Origin of the sequence: Salmonella sp. 32031103-2018-00083-FB-01-SM-01 (genome assembly GCF_017571995.1) — a bacterium.
Classification (GTDB): Bacteria; Pseudomonadota; Gammaproteobacteria; order Enterobacterales; family Enterobacteriaceae; genus Salmonella; species Salmonella enterica.
On sequence record NZ_JAGEQL010000003.1, the window covers coordinates 25796 to 38265 of the forward strand.

General features: G+C 51.4%; 13 protein-coding genes. All 13 read right to left on the reverse strand.

The features are described 5' to 3' along the window. Positions 1-124: 124 nt before the first annotated feature. Complete coding sequence (locus tag J4614_RS09795) at positions 125-1612, reverse strand: sulfatase (RefSeq protein ID WP_086776536.1); 1488 nt, start codon at positions 1610-1612, stop codon at positions 125-127. Positions 1613-1621: 9 nt separating this feature from the next. Next, on the reverse strand, positions 1622-1942 hold the full coding sequence (locus J4614_RS09800; protein WP_000655399.1) for a PTS sugar transporter subunit IIB: 321 nt from the start codon (positions 1940-1942) through the stop codon (positions 1622-1624). A 29-nt stretch (positions 1943-1971) separates the two neighbouring features. Continuing rightward, positions 1972-3315 carry a PTS sugar transporter subunit IIC gene (locus J4614_RS09805; protein WP_080083864.1) on the reverse strand — a complete coding sequence of 448 codons (1344 nt, stop codon included), beginning with the start codon at positions 3313-3315 and terminating at the stop codon, positions 1972-1974. Between the two features lie 294 nt (positions 3316-3609). Next, positions 3610-4737 (reverse strand): 23S rRNA (uracil(747)-C(5))-methyltransferase RlmC, encoded by a 1128-nt coding sequence (gene rlmC / locus J4614_RS09810; RefSeq protein WP_086776535.1) that lies wholly within the window; start codon positions 4735-4737, stop codon positions 3610-3612. 42 nt (positions 4738-4779) lie between these two features. Beyond that, positions 4780-5253, reverse strand: a complete 474-nt coding sequence (locus J4614_RS09815; RefSeq protein ID WP_000505788.1) for a YbjO family protein — start codon at positions 5251-5253, stop codon at positions 4780-4782. Between the two features lie 73 nt (positions 5254-5326). Continuing rightward, positions 5327-6172 (reverse strand): putrescine ABC transporter permease PotI, encoded by an 846-nt coding sequence (gene potI / locus J4614_RS09820; protein WP_001061629.1) that lies wholly within the window; start codon positions 6170-6172, stop codon positions 5327-5329. Then, positions 6169-7122: a putrescine ABC transporter permease PotH gene (gene potH, locus J4614_RS09825; protein WP_000105453.1), complete on the reverse strand. Its 954-nt coding sequence runs from the start codon at positions 7120-7122 to the stop codon at positions 6169-6171. The genes potI and potH overlap by 4 nt, the downstream gene beginning before the upstream one ends. Positions 7123-7131: 9 nt before the next feature. After that, on the reverse strand, positions 7132-8265 hold the full coding sequence (gene potG / locus J4614_RS09830; RefSeq protein WP_001000698.1) for a putrescine ABC transporter ATP-binding subunit PotG: 1134 nt from the start codon (positions 8263-8265) through the stop codon (positions 7132-7134). A gap of 87 nt (positions 8266-8352) precedes the next feature. Then, positions 8353-9465 (reverse strand): spermidine/putrescine ABC transporter substrate-binding protein PotF, encoded by a 1113-nt coding sequence (gene potF / locus J4614_RS09835; RefSeq protein WP_000125769.1) that lies wholly within the window; start codon positions 9463-9465, stop codon positions 8353-8355. Between the two features lie 348 nt (positions 9466-9813). Then, positions 9814-10290 carry a YbjN domain-containing protein gene (locus tag J4614_RS09840; RefSeq protein WP_000624814.1) on the reverse strand — a complete coding sequence of 159 codons (477 nt, stop codon included), beginning with the start codon at positions 10288-10290 and terminating at the stop codon, positions 9814-9816. A gap of 96 nt (positions 10291-10386) precedes the next feature. Continuing rightward, complete coding sequence (rimK, locus tag J4614_RS09845) at positions 10387-11289, reverse strand: 30S ribosomal protein S6--L-glutamate ligase (protein ID WP_000684363.1); 903 nt, start codon at positions 11287-11289, stop codon at positions 10387-10389. 57 nt (positions 11290-11346) lie between these two features. Continuing rightward, positions 11347-12069, reverse strand: a complete 723-nt coding sequence (gene nfsA, locus J4614_RS09850; RefSeq protein ID WP_000075300.1) for a nitroreductase NfsA — start codon at positions 12067-12069, stop codon at positions 11347-11349. Then, the gene (locus J4614_RS09855; RefSeq protein ID WP_001259128.1) at positions 12053-12343 is read right to left on the reverse strand and encodes a YbjC family protein; all 291 of its coding nucleotides are present in this window, start codon (positions 12341-12343) and stop codon (positions 12053-12055) included. The genes nfsA and J4614_RS09855 overlap by 17 nt, the downstream gene beginning before the upstream one ends. Between the last annotated feature and the right edge of the window lie 127 nt (positions 12344-12470).

Genomic DNA, 12470 nt, shown 5'->3' on the forward strand with positions numbered 1-12470 from the left:
GCGCAGCGCCATTGAGCATTCTACAGTTTGTCATCAGTCTCAAACGCCTGCATCAACAGGCGATTCGGACTAATACTTGCCGGGTGACGCTGACGCGTACCCGGCTTATAACATTGTTACGTTTTTAGATAACATCCAGACCCAGACGGCGATACTGCTCCGCCGGAGCATCATTTTCTTTCATCAAACGGATAAGTAAGTTGATCATCCTTGCTTCGATGGCCTCATCATGAATAGGATGTTGCTGCTGCGGATCGTCTCTGAGATCAAACAAGAGATGACCAAAGCTATTCACACCTTTATATTTTTCCCTGGCCGGAATACGTAATACCTGAAGCCCTTTAGTGAATTTAAACGGAGGTGCCAGAGATAATTTTCCCAGTTCATCCACGTCATAACGCGCATTCATCTTTATCGGCATTAACGTGTAGTTCGCAATGTCATGCTCACGCCCCGGCTGCGCGGCCCGCATATAAACATAGCGTCCGTCGGTAACATTAACATGTCCGCTAAACACGCCAAACAGCGCGCCTTCCCTGACGGGTTCATCACTGGCAATGACTTTCGCCAGCGGTTGGCCCTGCATATCTGCGGGAATAGGTTGTTGAAAATAATCCAGTAGCGTTGGCGCCCAGTCAATCATCTGCACCAGCGACTGCCGCCGCGCTCCGCATACCGCGCTGCGCGGGTCCCAGATAAACAGCGGGTTATTAGCCACCTCGTTATAATAGGGCATTTGATTTTTAGCCCACCAACCGTGCTCCCCCAGCAAGAAGCCGTGATCGGTACCGACAATCAGCATCGTATCGCGCCAGAGATCGTGTTCATCCATCAGATCAAGGATACGTCCAAGATTGCGGTCGCACATGGAAACCAGGGCCCGATAACGACAGCGAATATGCGCTATCGCCTCCTCGCTTTCACTGACTTTGCCGCGCGGCCAGTCATAATGCGGGCCTTGCCACTCATCGTCATAGAGCGATAAATATTCCTCGGTGGTATAAAACGGTTCATGCGGATCGAACGTCTCAACCTGCAATAACCAGTTATCTTCGGCATGATTTTTATGGATAAAATCGCACCCGGCGTCAAAAACTTTCGTCTGGGGAAAATCGGCTTCCTGCTGGATGTATTCGCGGTTCGCCCAGTCATGACGCCATAGCCCGGAAACGCCGCCTCCGGTTTGTTTTTGTGGAACGCGCAGTACTTCCGGAATGGGCGGCTCGCCAACACTTGCCTTCCAGTGATCGCCCTCCTGACCGCGTACTACGTCCCAGGAGCTATAGCGGTTATGGTAGTTACCGCCGCCGTCTTCCCAGTAATGCAAATGATCGCTGATAAGATGGGTGTAGATCCCCGCTTTTTTCAATAATTCCGGCATGGAATCATCAAAGGGTTCCAGCGGGCCCCAATCACGATGCAGGAAATTATAGCGCCCGGTGTGCAGTTCCCGACGGGCTGGCATACAGGGCATACTGCCGACATAACTATTGTCAAAGGTGGCGGCATGTGCCGCCAGGCGTTGAAAGTTAGGCGCTTTCGTTAGCAAATCGCCATAGGGCGGCAAATAGATTTTATTCAGACTGTCAAACAGCAGAATAATCGCTTTCATGACTCACCCTCATTTGTTGAGCAGGTGCGGAAAATTTTTCTCTACCACATCGTAAATCTGTTTACCTATTGATTCGCCATCCATGATATTTTCAATGGGAATGAGATATTGTCCGTGTTTAGGATCAAGGCTAACGACATCAAGCAATTTTTTCGAAATCGCATATATATCTGCCCAGTCGGTAAATCCACCGACCTCTCCCGCTGCCGTATGCTCCATATCAAAAGAGAAGTCATATTTTGCTAACGCTTTTTTAACCACAGTCTGTAACATTACGCTACTGCCTACACCATAACCGCATACGAATAAAATATTTACAGAATCTTTCATAATAAAATCCTTTATATAAACCGAATCAATTAAATGGAATAAGGACCAAGATGGAACGTTGAAGCAATAAATTTCAGTAATTCACAAATCGCAGGCCACAGAGTCGCCCAGTCAAATATTCCCGTCCAGCCCACACCTTCTTTTGCCAGCCCGGTTAAAGGAATGGCCCATACCGTACCGAAAGTCTGAATAATCCCTAACAGGAAAGTACAAATAATAACGGAACGATATCCCCCCATTCGGTTGGCTAATACGCCGATGGGACCGCCGGAAAAGAAGAGCGGAACAAAACCAGGCAATACCATAATAGGGCTATGGAGGAGCAGCAGAATGCCCATGGAAAAAATCGTGCCGAAGGTACAAAAGACGAATCCCAGCGTGGCCGCGTTCGGCGAAAAAGGTAATAAAGCAGCAACATCCACAGCCGGTATAGCGTTAGGAATAAAGCGATCCTGCCATCCTTTAAACGAACCGTTAATTTCGCCTACCATCATCCGCACGCCCTGCAGCAAGATGACCATATACATAGAGAATTGCAGGCCCAGATTGATGATATAGATATACCAGGGTTTGCCTTTCGCCATTAACTGTACGTTATCGATCCCTGTCGCCAATAAAAAACCGCCAACGAAGAGCGTCATCACAATGGCAATTGCCGTCACGTTGTGGTTAAAAATGGCTAACCAACCGGGAAGTTTCAGGTTTTCGGCGTCATGCTTTTCCGGATCGCCGAATTTATGCGCGAATTTCGAGAAAAACCACAGTCCCAACATCTGGTTATGCGCGATGGTAAAACCGGCGTTATTGGTCACTTTGGCGATGGGTTTAACAATAAGCGTGGTTGAAAACGCCCAAAAAACCCCGGTCAATACCCCGGCAATCACAATGGATTGTACCCAACCGAACCCCAGCCAGAAGACAATTAACCACAGTACCGCCTGTGAATGTGAGACCCCGGTATTACCGGTAAGAAATATACCTTTTGCGCCAGTATAACGACCAAATAAAACTAATATCAGGTTAGTAAAAAACGCCAGTACAAAAACGTATCCTACATAGCCGAAATTATCGCCCAGCGCTATTTGCGTCGCGGCTTTCATGGCGTATGAATCCATTAAGTATCCATGCACGCCATAAGCCTTGCTGACTGCCTCTGCAACCGGTTTAAAAGTGGCTGAAAATTGAAAGCCGCCAAATAACACCATCATCAAACCGACCATCGCGCTGATCATACCGGTGATAATTTTTATAGGCGTCTTTTTATCCAGCGCATAGCCAACACCGACTAATATCCCAATTAATATTGCCGGTTCAGTTAAAAACGTTTGAATAACATCTATAAATTTGGCAAACATCGTCTGAACGCCCTCCATAAGCGTGCCTATTCGTTGTCATGATTGACCCCTTTACTGACGTTGCGTATTGCTTCGCTGATGCTATTGAAATTTACCCGATAAACCACCTTGTCTAATTTTGCCTTACACGCACTTTAATAATCAAAATTAGTCATTAAAAGATTTAAAGTGATTATTTGTGATTTGATTTGCAAAAATAGGGTAATATATAACCATGATCGATCGGAGTTTTTTATCGATCGATCATGGTTATTATTATTTATGGATAATTAGACAGTTAATATAGATATTTTGTATGTCTAGTTTTTGGCGCTACAGCCTACAAAGCAGTGTTAACACTTCATAATGCGCGGTATGCGGGAACATATCGAAAAGCTGAACACGTTGAATACGGTAGTTCGGCAGATGGCGAATATCCTGCGCCATCGTCTGCGCGTTACAGCTTGAATAAATAATAAAACGCGGCGCCATTTGTGCAAGGTAATCGCACAACGGCTTGCCAATGCCGCGGCGGGGAGGATTCACCAACACCAGGTCGGGCGTTTCGCCTTGTGCGGTGGCGAATTGGGTGGAATCCAGCGCCTGGAAATGAAGGCGGGTCAATCCCAGCTCGGCAGCGGATTGCTTCGCGCAGGCAATCGCCTCCGGCGCGATCTCAATACCGGTTAATTGCATCTGCGGCGTCGCGCAGTGCAGGCCGAATCCGCCCACTCCGCAAAAAAGATCCCACATATGGCGTACCGGCAGTTGTCCTACCCAGTCGCGCGCCGTCGCATATAATCGGCTGGCGACCGTAGGGTTGGTCTGAAAGAAACTTTTCGGACGAATCCACAGCGGCACATCGTTAAAACGTTCCGCCAGCGCCTGCTGATCCGTCAGGTAGATTTCCGTCTCCCCTTCCATAATCGCCATATGTACCGGCTGAATATTTGCGGTGATCACCCTGAGCTGCGGCAGTTGCGCACGCAGCCACGGTAACGCCGCGCGCAGTTGCGTAAGTTTGGTTTCTGAACGCAACACGAAGCGTAGCATCATGCCGCCATCGAACTGACTTTCCGTCAGCAACAGGTATTTCAGTTCGCCGCGTTTTCGCGCCACGTTATAAGGCGTGAGTCCGGCACGGGCAATAAAAGGTTTTAGCGCGCTGAATACGGGGGCAAAGGAGGCGGGATACAGCGGGCAGCCGCAAAGATCGACCGGCGTACCGTCGCGATGCAGCATCCCGAAGAGCGGTTTTTCTACACTACCGCTCACGACCATTTTCGCTTTGTTGCGGAAATGCTGTTCCGGGCCGCCAATCGGCGCGCACCACTGTTCAACAGGCAGCCCGGCCAGCAAACGATGTAAATCGGCTGTTTTTGCGGAAAGTTGTTCGTTAACCGACTGCGTAATCCATTGACAGGAACGGCAGCGACCCGCGTCATAGAGTGCGCACTGCATACCAAAAAACCTTCATATTATCCGGGGCGACGATTATACACATTATTGCAGCCGGAAGAACCGACGGCTGGGAGCGGGAATAAACAGCAGAAACAGAATTAAAAGATCGGGGAGTTTTTGCATGACCAGGGAATGCAGGATATCACGCTTCGATTCTCCCGCGATGCTAAACAACTCCGGATACCCGTAGCCTAACGACGCCGCCCACAGATATCCGCTCACAATAATTTGTGTCGCCAGGTACACCCAGCGCGCCCAGCTACGGCCTTTCACCAGCGAAAACGCACAATAAATTTCAACAAAGACCAGCACTAAGCTTGCCAGAAAGACAAGGGTTAAGCTCCACGTCTGCACACTGCGATGAATAAACTCGCCCATCCCGCGTATGCCGAGGGTATTCATAATCATCAGCACATCGAGACCGCGAATCAAAATAATCGCCATAGCCGCAACCTGCACCAGCGTAGGCACATTTAAACGGGCATGTGATGAGGTTGATTGCTTTATAAATCCCAATGAATGTCTTCCCTGAAAATGATGCCGCGACCCGCGCGGCAACGCATTGCCATAGTGGAAGATTTTAGTGGCTTCAGCCGCGTCTTGCACGCTGGATATCGCGAATCCGCTGTTTTTCCGCTCGCGCCATCAGGTACCAGGCAATAAATCCGACGATTCCTACCACGCCGAGGATTAACGTCGCCAGCGCGTTGATTTCCGGGTTCACGCCCATGCGCACGCTGGAGAAAACCAGCATCGGTAGCGTGGTGGCGCCGGGACCGGAAACGAAGCTGGCAATCACCAGATCGTCAAGGGAAAGCGTAAAGGCCAACAGCCAGCCCGAGATCACCGCTGGCATGATCATCGGTAACGTAATGACGAAAAAGACCTTCAACGGCGCCGCGCCAAGATCCATCGCCGCCTCTTCAATCGAACGATCCAGTTCGCGTAATCGCGAAGCGATCACCACTGCCACGTAGGCGGTACAGAAAGTGACGTGCGCCAACCAGATGGTCAGCATCCCGCGATCGGAGGGCCAGCCGATAGCATGACCGAGCGCGACAAACAGCAGCAGCAGCGACAGCCCGGTAATCACATCCGGCATCACCAGCGGCGCGGTGATCATAAACGCAAAGCCGTTTGCGCCGCGAAACCGTCCAAATCGCACCATCACCACCGCGGCAATGGTACCGAGCACCACCGCCATCGTCGCCGCGCAGGCGGCAATTGTCAGGCTTAGGCCCACTGCGCTCATCATGGCGGTATCCCGAAAGAGCTCGCCATACCAGCGCGTCGACCATCCCGCCCACACCGTCACCAGCTTCGAACTGTTAAACGAGTAAATCACCAACATTAACATCGGCGCATAGAGAAAAGTAAACCCCAGCACCAGAATCAGAATGCGCCAGGGCGAGCGAACGACCGGTAAGTTATTCATCCGTGCTCCCCCACACTTTTTTGCTGATGTTTATGGAACCACATGATCGGTACTATCAGCAGCAGCAACATAATAATGGCGACCGCAGAAGCCACCGGCCAGTCGCGGTTATTGAAAAACTCCTGCCACAGAACGCGACCAATCATGATACTGTCCGGCCCGCCAAGCAGTTCCGGGATCACGAACTCGCCCACCGCCGGGATAAAAACCAGCATCGAGCCGGCGATGATTCCGCCTTTGGTGAGCGGTACAATGATGCTAAAAAACGTTTTCAGCGGTCGGGCGCCGAGATCCAGCGACGCTTCCACCAGCGAATAATCAATGCGCGTCAATGCGGTATAAATGGGCAGAACCATAAACGGCAGATAAGCATAAACAATGCCGATATAGACGGCCAGGTTAGTGTGCAGGATCGTCAGCGGCTGATCGATAACCCCTAGCCACAGCAACACATTGTTCAGCACGCCGTTGTTTTTCAAAATGCCCATCCAGGCATAGACGCGTATTAAAAAAGATGTCCACGAGGGCAGGATCACCAACAGCAGCAGGATATTGCGCGTGGAGGGCTTGCTGTGCGCCACCGCCCACGCCAGCGGGTAGCCCAACAGCAGGCAGCAGATTGTGGAAATACCGGCAATTTGTAACGATTGCAGATAGGCTTCGAAATAAAGCGGATCGTCGGTCAGTTGCAAAAAATTGCCGAGGTTGAGCGTAATCGACAACTGACCGTCAGCCCATTCCAGCAGATCGGTATACGGCGGGATCGCCCTCGCCATTTCCGCCAGGCTTATCTTAAAGACGATAAGAAACGGCAGTAAAAACAGCAGAATGAGCCAGATATAAGGCAAAGCAATAACCAGCTTACGCCCATGTTTCATTTGCATCCGCGCCAACCATAGCGCCGCGCCGCCAGGTTTACTGATGCGTGCCGGAGGTTCAAGTGTGCTCATGTTTCCCCCTTATACCGTCAGGACCACGCAGCTATCCGCTTCCCAGCACAAACGCACTTCATCGCCCCAGGTCGGTAACCCTTTCCGGTAACGGTGCGCATTCTGCAGTTGAGCGCTGATCATCTGCCCGCTTTTTAGCCGCACATGATAAATAGACAGATCGCCGAGATACGCAATATGCGCCACTTCGCCGACGGCGAAATTATAGCCATCGGCAGGCGGCGACTCACACAGCATGATTTTTTCCGGACGTAGCGCCACATATACCGGCACATTATCAACGACAGAGGCATCTGCATCGACTTTTAACGGATGAACCAAACCGGGCGCGTCAATGACCAGACCGTCCTCTTCACGCGCTTTCAGTAAGCCCTCAAAAACATTTACCGATCCGATAAATTCGGCGCTGTAGCGGGTCGTCGGATGCTCGTAAATCTCCTCCGGTTCGCCAATTTGCACAAATTTTCCACGGTTCATGATGGCAATGCGCCCCGCCATCGTCATCGCTTCTTCCTGATCGTGCGTCACCATGACGCAGGTCACGCCGACGCGCTCAAGGATATCCACCACTTCAAGCTGCATCCGGTCGCGTAATTTTTTATCCAGCGCGCCCATCGGTTCATCCAACAAGAGCAGCTTAGGACGTTTCGCCAGGCTGCGAGCCAGGGCCACGCGCTGACGCTGACCGCCGGAAAGCTGATGCGGCTTACGTTTCGCAAACTCCTGCATGTGCACCAGACCCAGCATCTCATTGACGCGGCTGGTAATCTCCGCCTTCGGCAGTTTGTCCTGCTTCAGACCAAAAGCGATGTTCTGCTCTACCGTCATATGCGGAAACAACGCATAGGACTGAAACATCATATTAATTGGACGCTGATACGGCGGAACATGCGCCAGATCGACGCCGTCGAGCATAATTTGCCCGCTGCTCGGCGGTTCAAAACCTGCCAGCATCCGTAGCAGAGTCGATTTTCCACAACCTGACGCGCCCAGCAGGGCAAAAATCTCGCCTTTATAGATAGTCAGACTGACATCATCGACAGCATGTTGCCCGTCGAATGACTTCGTCAGGTTGCGAATTTCCAGAAGCGGCGTCAGCGCTTTACGGGTTTTCACCTGCGGGCGGTGGGGGACATCATTCACAAGGCGCTCTCCGGCATAACACAATCAAACGATACAAACGGTGGAATGCCCGATAGCGCACGCTTATCAGGCCATACCGTTAATAAATTACTTACCGCTTTTCACCTTCGTCCATGCGCGGGTGCGGACGCGATCAATCTTCGGCTCCTGCACTTTCAGGGTAAACAACTTGGCCCGCACATCCGCCGGCGGATAAATTCCCGGGTTATCGCGCACCTGCTGGCTGACCAGCGCCGTCGCCTCTTTATTCGCATTGGCGTAGAAAACGTGATCGGAAATATGGGCAATCACATCAGGGCGCAGCAGATAATTAAGGAACTGGTAGGCCTCGTCTTTATTTTTGGCGTCAGCCGGCATGGCAAACACATCAAAAAACGCCATTGCCCCCTCTTTGGGGATCGAGAAAGAGATATTGACGCCATTTTTCGCCTCTTTCGCCCGGTTAGCGGCCTGCCAGACATCGCCCGCCCAGCCGATGGCCACACAGGTATCGCCATTAGCCAGATCGTTAATGTATTGCGAGGAGTGGAAATAGCGAATGTTTGGCCGTAGCTTCAACAACAGATCGGTTGCCGGGCCGGTGTAGTCATCCGCTTTGCTGCTATTCGGATCTTTACCCAGATAGTTCAGCACGGTGGCAAAAATTTCTTCAGGCGCATCAAGGAAAGAGACGCCGCAGCTTTTTAGCTTCTCCAGATTTTCCGGCTTGAGGACTAAATCCCAGCTATTCACTGGCGCATCATCCCCCAGCACCGCTTTCACTTTATCAACGTTATAGCCAATGCCCGTCGTGGCCCACATATAGGGCATGGCGTATTTGTTGTCAGGATCGTGCTTCGCTACCAGTTTCAGCAGTTCAGGATCGAGGTTTTTCCAGCCGGGAAGTTTGCTTTTATCCAGCGGCTGAAAAACGCCCGCGGTGAGCTGGCGCTCAAGAAAACTGGCCGATGGCACCACCAGATCGAACCCAGTGCTGCCTGCCATTAACTTGCCTTCCAGCACTTCGTTAGAGTCAAAGACATCATAGATAACGTTAATCCCGGTCTCTTTTTCAAAGTTCGCCACCGTGTCCGGCGCGATATAATCTGACCAGTTATAAATGTGCAGCGTTTTTTGTTCGGCAGCGAGCGTGCCGACAGAGACGACCATCAGAGCACCCGCAACCAGACCCGATAGCCATTTTTTCTTTAAGGCGGTCATCATCGCTTTCCTTCTGAAATCCGTTAACAAATGAACCCATTAGGCGTGGTTTAAAACATGCCTGAAATGTGCATACCTTTTCATTTGATACAAATGAAGAAGAGAGGTCGCCCTCCCTGCCATCAAGCTCGCTATAGAAGCTTCGCAAGAATAACTTTAGCTAAGGTTTGAGGCTATAGCCCAGATTAAAAAACGCCTTTTATCAATTTTTTATGCAGGTTTTGTCTATGTGATAAAGCGAAATGGTCAGAAAGGAGGTGAATAATTCTTTAAATAAAGGTTAACAGCAGCATAAAAAAACGTAAACAGCAGCCGCGCTGGCAGCGACTGCCTGATTATCGGGAGGGATCAGTGAAGAAAATGGTCAACCGCGCTGGTTTTTTGCGCGTCTTCTTCCGCGTTAAACAGAAGCTGATGCGCCCCGGCCTCAAGGATCACCATAGAAATCTGCTCTTCACTTTGGCGAACAAACCATTCGAACTGTTCGTAGGTGACGCCTTGCATAACGGATAAAGACTGGCACACAACCAGTTTTGGCAGATTATCATCCTGCATATCGAGAAAGGCTTTTACCGTCAACGAACTGGCGTTAATAGCAGAGAGATCGGCCGCCAGCGGCAGCAACGCGGAAGGCCTGACCTCCGCCATCGCGGAAAAAAGAACGGTGTTGTCCACCAAATCGATTTTAGCATCGTAGACGCCGTCAAAATTCTGCATATGCGGCAAATGCAGCGCCTGGCAGGTATCACATTCGAAGAAATTCATGCCCAGGTCGTCGAGCCATTGACGCAACGTATCCAGAGTGGGAACGACCAGTGATATCATAATAATGTGCTACCTCTTACGATGACGATGAAAAAATTACCGGCACAGCTTACGCAAAAAGCGTGCTTCGTACTACGGCGGAATCCATGATTGCGATTAGCCGCCGATTTTAAGGCAAAATTCAGGCGTAGCGTGACGTTCTATCCACTGAATCATTCGCCCCGCGATATCCACGCCCGTGGTCTTTTCGATACCTTCCAGTCCCGGCGAGGCATTCACCTCCATCACCAGCGGCCCGCGCGCGGCGCGTAAAATATCGACGCCCGCCACATCCAGCCCCAGCGTCTGTGCGGCTTTGATGGCGATATCCCGTTCACGGGGCGTGATCGTCGCGATGCTGGCCACCCCGCCACGATGAAGATTGGAGCGAAAATCACCGGCTTTCGCGCACCGCTCAATCGCCGCCACAACCTCATTGCCGACGACCAGACAACGAATATCGCATCCTTTAGCTTCGGCAATGTATTCCTGAACCAGGATATGGGCATTGAGCCCCCGAAACGCATCAATAACGCTTTCAGCAGCCTGACGCGTCTCCGCCAATACCACGCCGATCCCTTGCGTGCCTTCTACCAGCTTCACGACCAGCGGCACCCCGCCAACCATCTTAATAAGATCGCTGGTATCATCCGGCGAATGGGCGATCCCGGTAATGGGGAGATCGATCCCCTGGCGCGCCAGAAGTTGTAGCGATCGCAGCTTATCGCGCGCGCGGGTAATGGCGACGGATTCATTCAGCGGATAGCTACCCAGTAGCTCAAACTGACGTAGCGCAGCGGTACCATAAAAGGTAATGGCCGAACCAATACGGGGAATAACGGCGTCAAAATGGGGCAGACGACGCCCCTTGTAATGGATCGACGACGCAGCCGGATTAATATTCATATAGCAGGAAAGAGGATCGAGTATCTCGACCAGATGGCCGCGCCGCATCGCCGCTTCGCGCAGACGTTTGCAAGAATAGAGCGTTCCATCCCTGGACAATATGGCAATTTTCACCCTGCACCTCGCTGAAAACCCTGAAAAGCCCGCGTATCATACACTGGCCCGCAGGTTTTAGCGCGTCGCCCAGCCCTGTTTATGCAAATATTCAAGGATAAATGGGCGATTTTCTTTAATCAGGGTGCGACGGATATGATCGCTCCAGGTATCGCGTCGCGTATTACTGCCGCGGGTCAGATAATACTCAGCCAACTGCTCGTCATAGCGCGCCAGCAGCTTTTCATCAAGCGGTTGATACTGGTTCTCATGAACCACAAGCTCGGCAGGCAGGCGCGGTTTCAGATCCGGATTATCCGCAGGCCATCCCAAACACAGACCAAAGAGCGGCAATACATGCTTCGGCAATTTTAATAGTTCGGTAACAGATTCAATATTGTTACGAATACCGCCGATATACACGCCGCCTAACCCCAGTGATTCCGCCGCCGTCAGCGCATTTTGCCCCATCATCGCCGTATCGACGACACCGAGCAGCAGTTGTTCGGCAAGCCCCAACTGCGCGTCAGGGCAGATCTGCAAATGACGATTAAAATCGGCGCAAAATACCCAGAACTCAGCGGCCTGCGCCACATGCTTTTGCCCGCCCGTCAGGGGCACTAACGCCTCGCGCAGCGCCCGATCGGTAATACGGATAATAGAGCTGCACTGTAAAAAACTGGAACTGGACGTGCTGCGCGCGGCGGCAATAATGGCCTCTCGCTGCGCGTCAGTCACGGGTTCATCGGTGAAATGGCGAATAGAACGATGGCCACAAAGAAGTTCAATGGTCGGACTCATTATGCTTTTCTCTATCTGAACGGGAAGAAATGTCGGGTGGACGTTTCATCAACTGCGGCGCCAGTAACTGCGCAATACGCCACATCATCGCCACCGCGGCGGGGAGGATCAACACGACGCCGAGGAAAACCATCAATACGCCAGCCAGCGGCGTATTGAACGGCGCGGGCAGCGTAAGGTAATGATTAAGCGATAGCAGAGCAAGCGCCAGCAAAATCATACCGAGGCATTCCAGTATCAGTATGCTTTTGGGTAACACGCCAATCGTGCGCATATCAAGCCTCCCGGTTAACTGACGCACAGTGTAGAACGTTCTGGTCCGGCGTGCTTAACAGATATAGCCCTGGGTTATCAAAGGAACAGGCGTAACCTGCTTTTCATCTGCCGTAAATCGCGGCATG

Coding starts and splice junctions, on each gene's coding strand:
- J4614_RS09795 (WP_086776536.1), bottom strand. CDS start 1,612: ATGAAAGCGATTATTCTGCTGTTTGACAGTCTGAATAAAATCTATTTG.
- J4614_RS09800 (WP_000655399.1), bottom strand. CDS start 1,942: ATGAAAGATTCTGTAAATATTTTATTCGTATGCGGTTATGGTGTAGGC.
- J4614_RS09805 (WP_080083864.1), bottom strand. CDS start 3,315: ATGGAGGGCGTTCAGACGATGTTTGCCAAATTTATAGATGTTATTCAA.
- rlmC (WP_086776535.1), bottom strand. CDS start 4,737: ATGCAGTGCGCACTCTATGACGCGGGTCGCTGCCGTTCCTGTCAATGG.
- potI (WP_001061629.1), bottom strand. CDS start 6,172: ATGAATAACTTACCGGTCGTTCGCTCGCCCTGGCGCATTCTGATTCTG.
- potH (WP_000105453.1), bottom strand. CDS start 7,122: ATGAGCACACTTGAACCTCCGGCACGCATCAGTAAACCTGGCGGCGCG.
- potF (WP_000125769.1), bottom strand. CDS start 9,465: ATGACCGCCTTAAAGAAAAAATGGCTATCGGGTCTGGTTGCGGGTGCT.
- J4614_RS09840 (WP_000624814.1), bottom strand. CDS start 10,290: ATGATATCACTGGTCGTTCCCACTCTGGATACGTTGCGTCAATGGCTC.
- nfsA (WP_000075300.1), bottom strand. CDS start 12,069: ATGAGTCCGACCATTGAACTTCTTTGTGGCCATCGTTCTATTCGCCAT.
- J4614_RS09855 (WP_001259128.1), bottom strand. CDS start 12,343: ATGCGCACGATTGGCGTGTTACCCAAAAGCATACTGATACTGGAATGC.